General features: G+C 62.0%; 11 protein-coding genes. 6 read left to right on the top strand and 5 right to left on the bottom strand.

Features of this window, described 5'->3' with window-relative positions:
• Window positions 1–86: 86 nt before the first annotated feature.
• Both smc and L6D82_RS19390 read right to left on the bottom strand, forming a co-directional pair.
• Window positions 87–3575 carry a chromosome segregation protein SMC gene (gene smc, locus L6D82_RS19385; RefSeq protein ID WP_085747895.1) on the bottom strand — a complete coding sequence of 1163 codons (3489 nt, stop codon included), beginning with the start codon at window positions 3573–3575 and terminating at the stop codon, window positions 87–89.
• A gap of 2 nt (window positions 3576–3577) precedes the next feature.
• Entirely contained in the window at window positions 3578–4237 is a 660-nt protein-coding gene (locus L6D82_RS19390) for a GntR family transcriptional regulator (protein ID WP_011333269.1), read from the bottom strand.
• Between the two features lie 266 nt (window positions 4238–4503).
• On the opposite strand from L6D82_RS19390, the gene xdhA reads away from it, so the two are divergent.
• From xdhA to guaD, 4 genes are all read left to right on the top strand, one after another.
• Entirely contained in the window at window positions 4504–5958 is a 1455-nt protein-coding gene (xdhA, locus tag L6D82_RS19395; RefSeq protein WP_236191050.1) for a xanthine dehydrogenase small subunit, read from the top strand.
• A complete protein-coding gene (xdhB, locus tag L6D82_RS19400; protein WP_011333267.1) occupies window positions 5951–8344 on the top strand; it encodes a xanthine dehydrogenase molybdopterin binding subunit in 2394 nt (797 codons plus the stop codon). Before xdhA ends, xdhB begins: the two co-directional genes overlap by 8 nt.
• A gap of 133 nt (window positions 8345–8477) precedes the next feature.
• Window positions 8478–9335, top strand: coding sequence for a xanthine dehydrogenase accessory protein XdhC (gene xdhC, locus L6D82_RS19405; RefSeq protein WP_007952025.1), 858 nt, complete (start codon window positions 8478–8480; stop codon window positions 9333–9335).
• Window positions 9336–9348: 13 nt separating this feature from the next.
• Window positions 9349–10653 (top strand): guanine deaminase, encoded by a 1305-nt coding sequence (gene guaD, locus L6D82_RS19410; RefSeq protein ID WP_085747899.1) that lies wholly within the window; start codon window positions 9349–9351, stop codon window positions 10651–10653.
• Window positions 10654–10831: 178 nt separating this feature from the next.
• Here the strand turns inward: guaD and L6D82_RS19415 are convergent, their stop codons facing one another.
• Window positions 10832–11596 (bottom strand): GntR family transcriptional regulator, encoded by a 765-nt coding sequence (locus L6D82_RS19415; RefSeq protein WP_007952027.1) that lies wholly within the window; start codon window positions 11594–11596, stop codon window positions 10832–10834.
• A gap of 224 nt (window positions 11597–11820) precedes the next feature.
• Here L6D82_RS19415 and L6D82_RS19420 point away from each other — a divergent pair, with 224 nt between their 5' ends.
• Window positions 11821–13011: a benzoate/H(+) symporter BenE family transporter gene (locus L6D82_RS19420; protein ID WP_085747900.1), complete on the top strand. Its 1191-nt coding sequence runs from the start codon at window positions 11821–11823 to the stop codon at window positions 13009–13011.
• Window positions 13012–13072: 61 nt separating this feature from the next.
• On the opposite strand, the gene L6D82_RS19425 is transcribed toward L6D82_RS19420, so the two are convergent.
• Window positions 13073–13417 (bottom strand): YggL family protein, encoded by a 345-nt coding sequence (locus tag L6D82_RS19425; RefSeq protein WP_085747901.1) that lies wholly within the window; start codon window positions 13415–13417, stop codon window positions 13073–13075.
• 234 nt (window positions 13418–13651) lie between these two features.
• Here L6D82_RS19425 and dacB point away from each other — a divergent pair, with 234 nt between their 5' ends.
• Window positions 13652–15112 carry a D-alanyl-D-alanine carboxypeptidase/D-alanyl-D-alanine endopeptidase gene (gene dacB, locus L6D82_RS19430; protein WP_007952030.1) on the top strand — a complete coding sequence of 487 codons (1461 nt, stop codon included), beginning with the start codon at window positions 13652–13654 and terminating at the stop codon, window positions 15110–15112.
• Window positions 15113–15241: 129 nt separating this feature from the next.
• Here the strand turns inward: dacB and L6D82_RS19435 are convergent.
• The coding region (locus L6D82_RS19435; RefSeq protein ID WP_236191053.1) for a sensor domain-containing diguanylate cyclase at window positions 15242–16294 on the bottom strand (1053 nt) is incomplete at its 5' end.

Genomic DNA, 16294 nt, shown 5'->3' on the forward strand with positions numbered 1-16294 from the left:
CTTGCGCGATTATATCGATTGGCCAGCAAGTCGAAGCCGGTAAATATGTCCTACAGACTACAAATACCTTTTCCGACAGCGCCGGCTCAGGCATCCACCATCGCCATCGCCTCCTCGACATCCACGGCTACCAGTCGCGAACAACCCGGCTCGTGCATCGTCACGCCCATCAACTGGTCAGCCATTTCCATGGCGATCTTGTTGTGGGTGATATAGATGAACTGCACGGTCTGCGACATCTCTTTGACCAATCGTGCGTAGCGTCCAACGTTAGCGTCATCCAGTGGTGCGTCAACTTCATCGAGCATGCAGAACGGCGCCGGATTCAACTTGAAGATCGCAAAAACCAGTGCCAGCGCGGTCAGGGCCTTCTCGCCACCGGAGAGCAAATGGATGGTGCTGTTCTTCTTCCCGGGCGGCTGCGCCATGATCGTCACCCCTGTATCGAGTAGATCTTCGCCCGTCAGTTCCAAATACGCCCGCCCGCCACCGAAAACTTTCGGGAAAAGCGCCTGTAAACCGCCATTGATCTGATCAAAGGTATCTTTGAAACGGTTACGGGTTTCCTTGTCGATCTTGCGGATGACGTTTTCCAGGGTCTCCAGGGCTTCGACCAGATCGGCGTCCTGGGCATCCAGATAACGTTTACGCTCGGATTGTTGCGTGTATTCGTCGATCGCCGCGAGGTTGATCGCGCCCAGGCGCTGAATGCGCGCGGCAATGCGTTCAAGTTCTTCTTCGGCAGCCTTCTCGCTGGCCTCGGCGGTCAGGGTGTTGAGCACGCCGTGCAGATCGTAGCCGTCTTCCAGCAATTGATCCTGCAGGGCCTTGCGGCGCACGGTCAGGGCTTGCCATTCCATGCGTTGCTGTTCGAGCTGGCCACGGATCAATTGCGATTGCTGCTCGGCCTGGGTCCGGCGTTTTTCCGCGTCGCGCAGTTCGCGATCGGCATCTTCCAGGGCGATCTGCGCGGTCTTGAGTTCGTCGTCGACGCTCATGCGCTTGTCGAGCAACTCTTCGAGTTTGAGGCGCAACTCTTCCAGCGGCGCCTCGCCCTCCTCCAGATTCAGGCTGAGCTGTTCACGTTTTTCGGTGAGGCGCTCGGCCTGCATTTCCAGACGTTCAAGGGCCTGGCGGGTCGAATCGTGTTGTGCGCGCAGCGAGCCGAGGCGCACGGCCAATTGATGGGCGTGATCCTTGTGCTGGCGCGCTTCCTGACGCACCCGATCCAGGCGTTCGCGCAGGCTGTCGCGCTGGGCCAGCAGCAATTCGCGCTGCTCGGTGTCGAGGGCCATCGCGTCGAGAGCGTCCTGCAACTGGATCCGCGCTTCGCCGATGTTTTCGTGTTCCAGCTCGCGCTGCTCGGCGAGCTCCACCAGTTCTTCGTCGAGACGGGTGCGACGCAGGTTCAACTGCTCGGCCTTGGCTTTACCGGCGGAAAGCTGAGCTTTCAGTTCGCCTTGCTGACGGGCTTCGTCCTGCAACAGTCGACGCAAATGTTCGCGACCGTTTTCCTGCTGACGCTGTTGCGCGCGCAGGGTTTGCAGACGGGTTTCCATGGCCTCGACCGTGGCTTCACGCTCTTCGCGTTCCGCATGCAGCGATTCGATTTCCTGGCCGCGCGCAAGCATGCCGCTTTCGGCTTCACTGGCGCGGCGCACCCGCAGGAAATGCCGGCCGACCCAGTAACCGTCGCGACTGATCAGGCTCTGGCCGGCAGCCAGTTGGCCACGCATAGCCAGCGCCTGTTCAAGGCTGTCGACCGGCTTGACCTGAGCGAGCCAGGGCGACAGATCGACCTGCGCCTCGACCTTGTCCAGCAGGCTGCCGGCCACGCGCACGCCGTCGTTGCCGGGGCTGAGCAAACGCAGATCGCCCTGGGCAAAACCAGACAGATCGAAGCCGTCGAAATCATCCACCAGCACCGCTTGCAGGTCGGCGCCGAGCACGGTTTCCACCGCCAGCTCCCAACCGGCCTCGACCTTCAGGCCTTCGGCGAGACGCGGGCGCTCGGCGAGGTTGTGTTCCTTCAGCCATTCGGCAGTGCCGGTGCCCGGATCGAGCGCGGCCTGCTGCAAGGCTTCCAGCGATGCAAGGCGACCATTGAGGCGCTGCAAATCGCCCTGCGCCTGTTGCTGCGCGGTCAGCGCTTGCTGCAATTCCTGACGCAGTTGCTCAAGTTTTTCGACCTGGGCTTCTTCGCTGGTCTGCAAATCTTCAAGGGTGGCTTCGGACTCGGCGAGCTGTTCGCTGAGTTCCATGATCGCCGCGTCTTCCGGATCGGCCGACAGCAGCGCGCGCTCTTCGCCCAGACGCTTTTGCCGATCGGCCAGGCGCTCCATGCTGGTTTCCAGCTGCTGGATGCGCGACTGCTGCACTTCGGCCTGACGACGGGGTTCGGCGGCGGTCAAATTGAAGGCGTCCCACTGCTCCTGCCAGCCGTGCATGACGGCTTCGGAATCTTCCAGCGCAGCGGCAGCTTCTTCGGCCGCGGCGTTGGTGATTTCCTGCTCGGGGGTCAGTTGATCGAGCTCTTCGCCGAGGGTCAGCAGCAAGGTGCGGTCGTGGCCCAGGTGCGATTCGGTTTCGAGGCGTGCGCGCTCGGCTTCTTTCAAATCGTCCTGCAATTGGCGCAAGCGCTGCTGGCCGTGCTGGATGCTCTGCTCGACCCGGGCGATGTCGCCGCCGACCGAATAGAAGCGCCCCTGCACCAGATTGAAGCGCTCGGACAGGTCATGGTGCCCGTCGCGCAGGCGTTCAATCGCCGCGTCGGCGTTGCGCTGTTCGGCGACCAGCGCTTCAAAGCTGATTTCCTGGTTGCCGATGATCGATTCGCGCTGACCGACCTGATCGTTCAGATCCTGCCAGCGCAGGGCCGACAATTGCGCCTTGAGCTGGCGTTCTTCGGCTTTGTATTCCTGATACTTCTTGGCGGCCTCGGCCTGACGGTGCAGGCGTTCGAGCTGGCGTTCAAGCTCTTCACGCAGGTCAGTCAGACGGGCAAGGTTTTCGTGGGTTCGACGGATGCGGTTTTCGGTCTCGCGCCGGCGCTCCTTGTACTTGGAGATGCCGGCGGCTTCTTCGATGAAGTTACGCAGGTCTTCCGGCTTGGACTCGATCAGCTTGGAGATCATCCCCTGCTCGATGATCGAGTAGCTGCGCGGGCCGAGACCGGTGCCGAGGAAGATGTCGGTGATGTCGCGACGACGGCATTTGGCGCCGTTGAGGTAATAAGTCGTCTGGCTGTCGCGGGTCACTTTGCGGCGAATCGAGATTTCCGCATACGCCGCCCACTCGCCCAGCAGCGTGCCGTCGGAGTTGTCGAACACCAGTTCGATGCTCGCCTGGCTCACCGGTTTGCGGCTGGTCGAGCCGTTGAAGATGACGTCGGTCATCGACTCGCCACGCAGGTTCTTGGCCGAGCTTTCGCCCATCACCCAGCGCACGGCGTCGATGATGTTCGACTTGCCGCAACCGTTCGGCCCGACGACTGCCGCCATGTTACTGGGGAAGTTCACCGTGGTCGGATCGACGAAGGATTTGAACCCCGCCAGCTTGATGCACTTGAGCCGCAAGGTCAGGCAACCGTCAGGGCGGACACCACCAGATCGCAGCTGCGCTGGGCGTAAGCCGTCAGCACGATGCGGATCTGCGGCAGGTCACGGGCGAGGACGGCGGCGAGCAGGCGTTCGAACAGTTCGAGGAACTCGCTCATCTCGGCCTTGCGCTGCTCCAGTGCGAGGAAGTACGCGCGGCTCATGGCCGGTTGCAGGTTCTCGACCGTTTCCTGCAGGTACGGGTTGTTGGCGAACGGATACGCGGCGCGCATCACGTTGAAGCTGTCGTCGACGAAGGTGCGGATGTCCTGACGCTCGTAGCTGGCGGTCAGGCGTTGCTGGATCTGCACGAACGGCGCCATGTCGGCCTGGGTCTGCCAGCCATTGGCCACGGCGTTGCCGAGCAGGATGTACAACTCGCTCATCAACGTGCACAGGCTCTGCACCTTGTGCGCCGTCAGCTCAGTGACATGGGCGCCGCGGCGCGGCAGGATCGCGATCAGGTGACGGCGCTCGAGGATCAGCAAGGCTTCGCGGACCGAGCCGCGGCTGACGTTCAGCGCCAGCGTGACCTTCTGTTCCTGGATACGCTCTCCCGGCTTCATTTCGCCGCGAATGATCCGTTCGGCGAGGTGGTGAGCGATTTGCTCGGCGAGGCTGTCCGGCGCCTTGAACGTCATGGTTGTCCTTCAAACTCTTCGATCTGCACAAGCGGCGCAGTGTAGCGCAATGCGCGGTCATGGCGGAGTGCTCGCACAGCGGTTTTTGGCACGAATCCCGCAAAAAAGCGCTTGATCCAATGAGGGTCAATACTGAAGAGACACGTGGTTGAGCGACAAAACGGTTTTTCCTGACCTTTAAGTCAGAAAACCATTGACCGAAAAGTCAGACCTGCTAAATTCGGCTCAAGTCGCTCAACAACAATAATGAGTCTGCGAGGCCTTCCGTGATCCAGTTTTTACTTAACCAGGAACTCCGTAGCGAGCACGCCCTGGACCCGAACCTGACTGTGCTCAACTACCTGCGCGAACACGTGGGTAAATCCGGCACCAAAGAAGGCTGCGCCAGCGGTGACTGCGGCGCCTGTACGGTGGTGGTCGGCGAGTTGCAGACGGATGACGATGGCCGCGAGCACATTCGCTATCGCAGCCTCAACTCGTGCCTGACGTTCGTTTCGTCGCTGCACGGCAAGCAATTGATCAGCGTCGAAGACCTCAAGCACAAGGGCGAACTGCACAGCGTGCAGAAAGCCATGGTCGAGTGCCACGGTTCGCAGTGCGGTTTCTGCACCCCCGGTTTCGTGATGTCGCTGTTCGCCCTGCAAAAGAACAGCGATGCACCGGATCAGGCCAAGGCCCACGAAGCGCTGGCGGGCAATCTCTGCCGCTGCACCGGCTACCGGCCGATCCTGGCCGCCGCCGAACAATCCTGCTGCGCCAAGCAACCGGACCAGTTCGACGCCCGTGAAGCCGAAACCATCTCCCGCCTCAAAGCCATTGCCCCGACGTCGATCGGCGAACTCAACAGCGGCGACAAACGCTGCCTGGTGCCGCTGACCGTCGCCGATCTGGCCGATCTCTACGACGCTTATCCACAGGCTCGCCTGCTGGCCGGCGGCACTGATCTGGCGCTGGAAGTCACTCAGTTCCACCGTACCTTGCCGGTGATGATCTACGTCGGCAACGTCGCCGAAATGAAGCGCATCGAGCACTTCGAGGATCGCATCGAAATCGGCGCCGCCACCGCCCTCTCCGACTGCTACGAAGCGCTGAACGCCGAGTACCCGGACTTCGGCGAACTGCTGCACCGCTTCGCCTCCCTGCAGATCCGCAACCAGGGCACCCTCGGCGGCAACATCGGCAACGCCTCGCCGATCGGTGACTCGCCACCGCTGCTGATTGCCCTCGGCGCGCAGATCGTGCTGTGCAAGGGCGAGACCCGCCGCACGCTGGCCCTCGAGGATTACTTCATCGATTACCGGGTTACCGCACGTCAGGAAAGCGAGTTCATCGAGAAAATCATCGTGCCGCGCGCCACGGCCGAGCAGCGCTTCCGCGCCTACAAAGTCTCCAAGCGTCTGGACGACGATATCTCTGCCGTCTGCGCCGCGATCAACCTGCGGGTCGAGAACGGCGTGATCACCGACGCCCGCGTCGCCTTCGGTGGCATGGCTGCGATCCCGAAGCGCGCCGCTCATTGCGAAGCCGTGCTGCTCGGCCAGCCGTTCAACAATGCGGTGATCGAACGCGCCTGCTCCGCGCTGGGCGAGGATTTCACCCCGCTCTCGGACTTCCGCGCCAGCAAGGAATACCGCCTGCTCAGCGCGCAGAACCTGCTGCGCAAATACTTCATCGAACTGCAAACACCGCACATCGAGACTCGGGTGACCGCTTATGTCTAACCATCACGGCGTAGAGAAAACTCAAGCTGAACTGGCTGAATTGTTCGCCAAGGACCTGACCACCGGCGTCGGCCGCAGCGTCAAGCACGACAGCGCCGCCAAGCATGTGTCCGGTGAAGCGCAGTACATCGACGACCGCCTGGAATTCCCCAACCAGTTGCACGTTTACGCACGGCTGTCGGATCGCGCCCACGCGAAAATCATCAGCATCGACACCCAGCCCTGCTACGCCTTCGAAGGCGTGCGCATCGCCATTACCCACGAAGACGTACCGGGCCTGAAAGACATCGGCCCGCTACTGCCGGGCGATCCGCTGCTGGCCATCGATGACGTGCAGTTCGTCGGTCAACCGGTGCTGGCCGTGGCCGCGAAAGACCTCGAAACCGCACGCAAGGCCGCCATGGCCGCGATCATCGAATACGAAGATCTGGAGCCGGTGCTGGACGTGGTCGAAGCCCTGCGCAAACGCCACTTCGTGCTCGACAGCCACACCCATCAGCGCGGCGATTCGGCCAACGCCCTGGCCACGGCTGAACATCGTATTCAGGGCACGCTGCACATCGGCGGTCAGGAACACTTCTATCTGGAAACCCAGATTTCCTCGGTGATGCCGACCGAAGACGGCGGCATGATCGTTTACTGCTCGACCCAAAACCCCACCGAAGTGCAGAAACTGGTGGCCGAAGTTCTCGATGTGTCGATGAACAAGATCGTGGTGGACATGCGCCGCATGGGCGGTGGTTTCGGCGGCAAGGAAACTCAGGCCGCGAGCCCGGCCTGCCTGTGCGCAGTGATCGCGCACCTCACCGGCCAGCCGACCAAGATGCGCCTGCCACGGGTCGAAGACATGCTGATGACCGGCAAGCGTCACCCGTTCTACGTCGAGTACGACGTCGGCTTCGACAGCACCGGGCGTCTGCACGGGATCGCGATGGATCTGGCCGGTAACTGCGGCTGCTCGCCTGACCTGTCGGCCTCGATCGTTGACCGGGCGATGTTCCACTCGGACAACTCGTACTACCTGGGCGATGCGACCATCAACGGTCACCGCTGCAAGACCAACACCGCGTCGAACACCGCGTATCGTGGTTTCGGCGGCCCGCAAGGAATGGTCGCGATCGAAGAAGTGATGGACGCCATCGCCCGTCACTTGAATCTCGATCCGCTGGCCGTGCGCAAGGCCAACTATTACGGCAAGACCGAGCGCAACGTCACCCATTACTACCAGACCGTCGAGCACAACATGCTCGAAGAGATGACCGCCGAACTGGAAGAAAGCAGCCAGTACGCCGAGCGCCGCGAAGCGATCCGTCGCTACAACGCCAACAGCCCGATCCTGAAAAAAGGCCTGGCGCTGACCCCGGTGAAATTCGGTATTTCCTTCACCGCCAGCTTCCTCAACCAGGCAGGTGCCTTGGTGCACGTCTACACCGACGGCAGCATCCACCTGAACCACGGCGGCACGGAAATGGGCCAGGGTCTGAACACCAAAGTCGCGCAAGTCGTGGCCGAAGTGTTCCAGGTGGAAATGGACCGTGTGCAGATCACCGCGACCAACACCGACAAGGTGCCGAACACCTCGCCGACCGCGGCCTCCAGCGGCGCCGACCTCAACGGCAAAGCGGCGCAGAACGCTGCCGAGACAATCAAGCAGCGGCTGGTCGAATTCGCCGCGCGGCACTACAAGGTCAGCGAAGAGGACGTGGAATTCCACAACGGCCACGTACGGGTGCGTGACCATATCCTGACCTTCGAAGCGCTGATCCAGCTGGCGTATTTCAACCAGGTTTCGCTGTCGAGCACCGGGTTCTACAAGACTCCGAAAATCTACTACGACCGCAGCCAGGCCCGTGGTCGGCCGTTCTACTACTTCGCCTTCGGCGCGGCGTGCTGCGAAGTGATCGTCGACACCCTGACCGGCGAGTACAAGATGCTCCGTACCGACATCCTGCACGACGTCGGCGCCTCGCTGAACCCGGCCATCGACATCGGCCAGGTCGAGGGCGGTTTCGTTCAGGGCATGGGCTGGCTGACCATGGAAGAGCTGGTGTGGAACAACAAAGGCAAGCTGATGACCAACGGCCCGGCCAGCTACAAGATCCCGGCCGTGGCGGACATGCCGCTGGACCTGCGGGTGAAGCTGGTGGAAAACCGCAAGAACCCGGAAGACACGGTGTTCCACTCCAAGGCTGTGGGTGAGCCGCCGTTCATGCTCGGCATCGCCGCGTGGTGTGCGATCAAGGATGCGGTGGCCAGCCTTGGCGACTACAAGCATCAGCCGAAGATCGACGCGCCGGCGACCCCGGAGCGGGTGTTGTGGGGTTGCGAGCAGATGCGCCAGCTCAAGGCGGTGAAAGCCGTCGAAGCTGAAACCGAGGTCGTTTGATGATCGTTCCCACGCTCTGCGTGGGAATGCAGCCGGCGACGCTCTGCGTCGCATCCTGAACAGCGGACGCGGAGCGTCCAGTGATGCATTCCCACGCGACGGTTCGACGTGGGAACGATCTGAGAGGTGAGATATGTACAACTGGATCGACGCCCTCGCCGACCTGCAGAACCAGGGCGAACCCTGTGTTCTGGTGACGATCATCGAAGAGCTCGGCTCGACGCCGCGCAATGCCGGCTCGAAAATGGTCGTCAGCGCCCGCCAGACCTTCGACACCATCGGTGGCGGGCACTTGGAATACAAAGCCATGCAGATCGCCCGCGAGATGCTCGCCAGCGGCAAGCAGGACACCCATCTGGAGCGCTTCAGCCTCGGCGCCAGCCTCGGCCAGTGCTGCGGCGGCGCCACGGTGCTGCTGTTCGAACCGATGGGCCAGGTGCAGGCGCAGATCGCCGTGTTCGGCGCCGGTCATGTCGGTCGCGCGCTGGTACCCTTGCTCGCCAGCCTGCCCTGCCGGGTGCGCTGGATCGATTCCCGGGAAGAGGAATTCCCCGAGCAGATTCCCCACGGCGTGCGCAAAATCGTCGCCGAGGAGCCTGTGGATGAAATCGACGACCTGCCCGCCGGCAGCTACTGCATCGTCATGACCCACAACCATCAGCTGGATCTGGAACTCACCGCCGCGATCCTCAAGCGCAACGACTTTACCTGGTTCGGCCTGATCGGTTCGAAAACCAAACGGGCCAAGTTCGAACATCGCCTGCGTGACCGTGGCTTCGACGCCAGCGTCGTGCAACGCATGCGCTGCCCGATGGGCATCGGCGAAGTCAAAGGCAAGTTGCCTGTGGAAATCGCCATCTCCATCGCCGGCGAAATCATCGCCACCTATAACGCCAATTTCGGCCAGCACACCGCCAGCGCCGAACCGATTGCCAAACTGCTGCCGGTTTCGCGCCGCAGTCAGGCCGCCACACTCAAAGCCTCAAACTGATTAGAGAACCCTCATGCCTCTGACTCGCAAAGCCTACCGCGCCGCCATCCTGCACAGCATCGCCGACCCTGCCGAGGTCGGCATCGAAGCCTCCTACGAGTATTTCGAGGACGGCCTGCTGGTGGTCGATGACGGCAAGATCAGCGCCCTCGGCCACGCCAGCGAACTGCTGCCGACCCTGCCGGCGGACATCGAGATCACGCATCACAAGGATGCGCTGATCACCCCGGGCTTCATCGACACCCACATCCACCTGCCGCAGACCGGCATGGTCGGCGCCTATGGCGAGCAACTGCTGGACTGGCTGAACACCTACACCTTCCCGTGCGAAAGCCAGTTCGCCGACAAGGCCCACGCCGATGAAGTGGCGGACATTTTCATCAAGGAACTGCTGCGCAACGGCACCACCACCGCGCTGGTGTTCGGCAGCGTGCATCCGCAATCGGTGAACTCGTTCTTCGAAGCGGCCGAGAAGCTGGATCTGCGGATGATCGCCGGCAAGGTGATGATGGACCGCAACGCGCCGGACTACCTGACCGACACCCCGGAATCGAGCTACGTCGACAGCAAGGCGCTGATCGAGCGCTGGCACGGCAAGGGTCGTCTGCACTATGCCGTCACCCCGCGTTTCGCCCCGACCAGCACCCCGGAACAGCTGACCCTCGCCGGCCAGTTGCTCAGCGAATACCCGGATCTGTACATGCAGACCCACATCAGCGAAAACCTCAAGGAAGTCGAGTGGGTCAAGGCGCTGTTCCCTGAGCGCAAGGGCTATCTGGACGTCTACGACCACTACCAATTGCTCGGCGAGCGCTCGGTGTTCGCCCACGGCGTGCACCTGTGCGACGACGAATGTGCGCGTCTGGCGGAGACCGGTTCGGCGGTTGCGTTCTGCCCGACCTCGAACTTCTTCCTCGGCAGCGGCCTGTTCAACCTGCCGATGGCCGAGAAGCACAAACTGAACGTCGGCCTCGGGACTGACGTCGGCGGCGGCACCAGTTTCTCGCTGCTGCAAACCCTGAACGAAGCCTACAAGGTGATGCAACTGCAAGGCGCACGCCTGAGCCCGTTCAAATCGCTATACCTCGCTACCCTCGGCGGCGCGCGGGCACTGCGTCTGGAAGACAGGATCGGCAACCTGCAACCAGGCTCCGACGCCGACTTCCTGGTGCTGGACTACAACGCCACGCCGCTGCTGAGCTACCGCTTGAAGCAGGCCAACAACATTGCCGAAACGCTGTTCGTGCTGATGACCCTGGGCGATGACCGCACTGTGGCTCAGACCTATGCGGCGGGCGCGCTGGTGCACCAGCGCTAACTGATCGCTTGATCGTTCCCACGCTCCGCGTGGGAATGCAGCCCGTGACGCTCCGCGTCACTGGACGCGGAGCGTCCCCAGAGGCATTCCCACGCAGAGCGTGGGAACGATCAGACGGACAAAAAAAATCCCCCGGTACTTTGCAGTCCGGGGGATTTTTATTGCCTGTCGATTCGCCTCAGAGCTTGACCGCCGGACGCCCTGGCTTCTTGGTCTGCAACAGGTGCGAGAACACTGCATGCAGATCGTCCGAAGCACTTTCCTCGTCGAGGTTGAGCTTGCTGTCGATGTGATCCATGTGATGCATCATCAGGTCCACCGCCAGCTCGCCATTGCGCGCTTCGATGGCATCGATCAACTGGGTGTGCTCGTCGTAGGAACAGTGCGAGCGGTTGCCGCTTTCATATTGGGCAATGATCAGCGACGTCTGCGAAACCAGGCTGCGCTGGAAGCTGATCAACGGCGCGTTCTTCGCCGCTTCGGCCAGTTTCAGGTGGAATTCACCCGAGAGACGGATGCCGGCACCGCGATCGCCACGGGAGAAGCTGTCGCGCTCGTCGTTGACCATCTGGCGCAGTTCGGCGATCTGCTCGGCGGTGGCGTGTTGCACCGCCAGCTCGGTGATCGCGCGTTCCACCAGACGTCGGGCGAGGAACACCTGACGCGCCTCTTCAACGCTCGGGCTGGCAACGACTGCGCCACGGTTCGGCCGCAACAGCACCACGCCTTCATGGGCCAGACGCGAGAGCGCGCGGCGAATGATGGTGCGGCTGACCCCGAAAATTTCCCCCAGCGCTTCTTCGCTCAACTTTGTGCCGGGCGCCAGGCGCTGTTCGAGGATGGCCTCGAAGATATGCGCATAGACAATATCGTCCTGGGTTCCGCTGCGGCCGGCTTTGCCTGCTCGCGGTTGTTTCTTGAGGGGTTGCAACTGTTCGTTCATGGGCACTCGAGTCGGGAAGAACGGCGGCGAATTGACCGTGACTGTAATACGGCACAGTGGGTCGCTGGCAAGTATCGCGTAAAAAACAGCGCGATTGTACACAATGGAAGGTGGCAACACGACTGTACGGCTGTTTGTGGCTTCGGCTGTATTGCAACGCTCCGTTACGTTTGAGTTTAGGCTTAAACCCGAAATCCGTGGTTTGAACAAGGAACGCCGCTGTCATGAACGAAATTACCCACACCCGACTGCGCCCGCTGGCGGACACATCGCCCTCCGCCATCGTCGCCGGGTTCATCGCGATGATGACCGGCTACACCAGTTCGCTGGTGCTGATGTTCCAGGCAGGGCAAGCGGCGGGCCTGACCAGCGGGCAGATTTCGTCGTGGATCTGGGCGATCTCCATCGGCATGGCGGTGTGTTCGATCGGCCTGTCGCTGCGCTATCGCACGCCAATCACGATTGCCTGGTCGACGCCCGGCGCGGCGCTGCTGATCACCAGTCTTGGCGGCGTGAGCTACGGCGAAGCCATCGGTGCCTACATTACCTGCGCGGTGCTGGTGACGATTTGCGGCCTGACCGGCAGCTTCGAACGGCTGGTGAAAAAGATCCCGGCCTCCCTCGCCGCCGCGCTGCTGGCGGGGATTCTGTTCAAGATTGGCAGCGAAATCTTCGTCGCCGCGCAACACCGCACCGGTCTGGTGCTGGGGATGTTCTTCACTTATCTCATCGTCAAACGCCTGTCGCCACGCTATGCGGTGCTTGCCGCGCTGCTGATCGGCACCGCGCTGTCGGGTTTCATGGGTTTGCTGGACTTCAGCGGCTTTCATCTGGAAGTGGCGACACCGGTCTGGACCACGCCGCACTTTTCCCTGGCCGCGACCATCAGCATCGGCATTCCGCTGTTTGTCGTAGCGATGACCTCGCAAAACATGCCCGGCATCGCCGTGCTGCGGGCCGACGGCTACAACGTCCCGGCCTCGCCGCTGATCACCTCCACCGGCATCGCGTCCCTGCTGCTGGCGCCGTTTGGTTCCCACGGCATCAACCTCGCAGCGATCAGCGCGGCGATCTGCACCGGGCCGCATGCCCATGAGGATCGCAACAAACGTTACACCGCTGCGGTGTGGTGCGGGATTTTCTACGGGATTGCCGGGGTGTTCGGCGCCACGCTGGCGGCGCTGTTCGCCGCGCTGCCGAAGGAATTGGTGCTGTCGATTGCCGCACTGGCGCTTTTCGGCTCGATCATCAACGGCTTGAGCATCGCCATGACCGAGGTGAAGGAACGGGAAGCGGCGCTGATCACTTTCATGGTCACGGCGTCGGGGCTGACGCTGTTTTCCATCGGTTCGGCGTTCTGGGGGATTGTCGCGGGGGTGTTGACCTTGCTGATCCTCAACTGGCGCAAGGCTTGAGGCCTCGTTAAAAAGCAGGCATAAAAAAACGGCGACCCTCAGGTCGCCGTTTTTTTCAGTATCACTTAGCCGGGTTGATCGGCTTTTCCGGATACCAAACGTCCAGCAGCGGGCTGATTTCAGTAGAAGTCAGCTCGGAGCGGGTTTTCAGCCAGGCTTCAACAGCAGCGCGCTGCTCTTCGGAGACCGAACCACGCTTCTGCAGGCAAACCAGACCGAAGTCGTCGCCGCCGACATAGCCCAGACCGTTGGCTTCCATGGCTTCTTTGATGAATGCTTCGAGGAAAGCGTCAATGGCTTCTTCGGACAGGTCTTCTTTGAAGCCCAGGTTCAGTTCGAAACCCAGCTCTTGAAATTCATCGACGCACAGTTTTTTGCGCAGACGCTGGGAACGGTTAGTCGCCATTGGAACAATCCTCTTAAGTAATAACGGCCGGCACTTTACCAGTTTAAGCCGGCGATTGCCCGACTCTCTGGGACGTGCGTGCGACCGCCTGTAAAAAAATAACGAATTGGCGCCCTTGCGAAAGGCACAAGCTGTTACACCTTGGGGCATAATGCCGACACTTTCATGACCACTGAGGGCCTTTTCATCCATGTCCTCGTCTTTTTTCCCCTCGGCTGTAGGGTTTTATTTCATATGATCAAATCGTTGCGTCCTCTGCTCCTGGCCGGTCTTCTTCTGCCGCTGGCCCTGCCCGTCTCCGCTGCCACCATCAACACCGCCCTGACCCCCAACGTCGAAAAAGCCCTCAAGGCCAGCAAGCTGCAGCCCACCGCCCTGTCGCTGGTGATGGTGCCGCTGGACGGCCCGGGCACGCCGACCGTGTACAACGCCGACGTCTCGGTCAACCCGGCCTCGACCATGAAGCTGGTCACCACGTACGCGGCGCTGGAAATGCTCGGCCCCAACCATCAGTGGAAAACCGAGTTCTACACCGACGGCGACCTGAACGGCGGGATCCTCAACGGCAACCTCTACCTCAAGGGTGGCGGCGATCCGAAGCTGAACATGGAAAAACTCTGGCTGCTGATGCGCGACCTGCGTGCCAACGGCGTAACCCAGGTCACCGGTGATCTGGTATTGGATCGCAGCTTCTTCGTGCAGCCGCAACTGCCGGAATTCAACGATGACGGCAACGACGAGAACAAGCCGTTCCTGGTCAAGCCGGATTCACTGCTGGTCAACCTCAAGGCCCTGCGTTTCGTGGCCCGCAACGACAATGGTCGGGTGTTGATCTCGGTTGAACCGCCGATTGCCAGCATCAACATCGAAAACACCGTCAAAGCGCTCAACTCCAAACAATGCACCGGCGGCGTGCGCTACAACCCGGTGCCGCAAGCCGATGGCAGCGTGACCGTGACCGTGGCCGGCCAGTTGGGCGAAGGCTGCAGCTCGCAGACTTATCTGTCGCTGCTCGACCACGCGACCTACACCGCCGGCGCCGTGCGGGCGATCTGGAAGGAACTGGGCGGCAGCATCCAGGGCAAGGATCGTCTGGCCCCGACCCCGAGCAGCGCCAAAGTGCTGGCCCGCGCGTTTTCGCCGGATCTGGCGGAAATCATCCGCGACATCAACAAGTACAGTAACAACACCATGGCTCAGCAGCTGTTCCTGAGCCTGGGCCAGAAATTCCGCAACGACGCCGACGGCGATGACGCCAAGGCCGCGCAACGCGTGGTGCGTCAGTGGCTGGCGAAGAAAGGCATCACCGCGCCGCACCTGGTGATGGAGAACGGCTCCGGTCTGTCGCGCTCCGAGCGAGTCAGTGCCCGTGAAATGGCCAGCATGCTGCAAGCGGCCTGGCACAGCCCGTACGCCGCCGAGTACATCAGCTCGCTGCCGATTGCCGGCACCGACGGCACCATGCGCAAACGCCTGAAGACCACCGCGATGCGCGGCGAAGCCCACGTCAAGACCGGCACCCTGAACACCGTACGGGCGATTGCCGGCTTCAGCCGCGACGTCAACGGCAACACCTGGGCGGTGGTGGCGATCCTCAACGATAAGGCCCCGTTCGGCGCGTCGTCGGTGCTGGATCAGGTGCTGCTGGATCTCTACAAACAGCCGCGGACGCCGCAGACTGCTTCGGTTCTGTAATCCCCCGTACATGATTGTTCCCACGCTCTGCGTGCGAATACAGCCCGTGACGCTCTGCGTCACTGGACGCGGAGCGTCCCCGGAGGCATTCCCACGCAGAGCGTGGGAACGATCAGGTGGCAGAGGGGCTCAGTTCATCTGCCGCTCAACCCGATCCCGTCCGCCCTGCTTCGCCGCATAGACCCCGGAATCCGCCCGCAGCAACAGCGCGTCCGCGCCCTCTCCCGGTCGCCAGCTGGCAATCCCGAAACTGGCCGTCACCACCCCCACCACGTCGATCGGCGCACTGCGCAGGCTGTGCCATAACTCCTCGGCCAGCATGTGGGCGTGATCGCCGTCGATGTCCGGGCACAGCACCATGAACTCTTCGCCGCCCAACCGGCAGAACACGTCGGTACGCCGCAGACGATGGCCGATGCGCTCGCAGACCGCCTGCAATACGCGGTCGCCCACCGCGTGACCGTACTGATCGTTGATCCGCTTGAAGTGGTCGATGTCGAGCATGATCACCGACAACTCGCCGCCCCCACGCTCGACTCGGGCCATTTCGGTGGTCAAGCGCTCCTGGAAATAGCGCCGATTGTGAATGCCTGTCAGGGAATCGGTCACAGACAGTGCGCGCAGTTCTTCTTCGACGCGCTTCAGGTCGGAAATGTCGGAGATATAACCGTGCCACAGCACGCCGCCGCCCGGCAATTCCTCCGGGGTCGCCTCACCGCGAACCCAGCGCAGACCGCGCCCGGGTAACTGCACGCGGTATTCCTCGCGCCACGGGCTGAGGTTGTCCGCCGAGGCACGGATCGACTTGCGCACGCGGCTGACGTCCTGCGGGTGGATGCGGGTGAAGATCGCTTCGGCGTTGAGCAGCAGCACGTCCGGCTCCAGCTCGTAGATCTCACGGATGCCGTCGCTGGCGTAGATCACGCTGAAGCGACCGTCGAACTCCATTTTGAATTGATAGATCCCACCGGGCACGTGGGCGCTGAGTTTCTTCAACAGCACGTCCCGTGCGGCCAGCGCTTCGTGCACGCGCTTGCGCTCGGTGATGTCGATGCAGATCGCCAGATGGCCGACCCACAGCCCCTGCTCGTCCAGCACCGGCGTGGCCAGCATGTTCACTGGAATGTGGCTGCCGTCCTTGCGCACCAGCGTCCACTCGCGCGCCTCGTGCCCGCCCACTTC

The sequence above is a fragment of the Pseudomonas paraglycinae genome (genome assembly GCF_021601625.1).
Taxonomy (GTDB): domain Bacteria; phylum Pseudomonadota; class Gammaproteobacteria; order Pseudomonadales; family Pseudomonadaceae; genus Aquipseudomonas; species Aquipseudomonas paraglycinae.

Excerpts from the sequence above, each read along its gene's own strand:
- L6D82_RS19390 (WP_011333269.1), bottom strand. The coding sequence starts at position 4,237 with ATGACGTTCAAGGCGCCGGACAGCCTCGCCGAGCAAATCGCTCACCAC.
- xdhB (WP_011333267.1), top strand. The coding sequence starts at position 5,951 with ATGTCTAACCATCACGGCGTAGAGAAAACTCAAGCTGAACTGGCTGAA.
- xdhC (WP_007952025.1), top strand. The coding sequence starts at position 8,478 with ATGTACAACTGGATCGACGCCCTCGCCGACCTGCAGAACCAGGGCGAA.
- guaD (WP_085747899.1), top strand. The coding sequence starts at position 9,349 with ATGCCTCTGACTCGCAAAGCCTACCGCGCCGCCATCCTGCACAGCATC.
- L6D82_RS19415 (WP_007952027.1), bottom strand. The coding sequence starts at position 11,596 with ATGAACGAACAGTTGCAACCCCTCAAGAAACAACCGCGAGCAGGCAAA.
- L6D82_RS19420 (WP_085747900.1), top strand. The coding sequence starts at position 11,821 with ATGAACGAAATTACCCACACCCGACTGCGCCCGCTGGCGGACACATCG.
- L6D82_RS19425 (WP_085747901.1), bottom strand. The coding sequence starts at position 13,417 with ATGGCGACTAACCGTTCCCAGCGTCTGCGCAAAAAACTGTGCGTCGAT.
- dacB (WP_007952030.1), top strand. The coding sequence starts at position 13,652 with ATGATCAAATCGTTGCGTCCTCTGCTCCTGGCCGGTCTTCTTCTGCCG.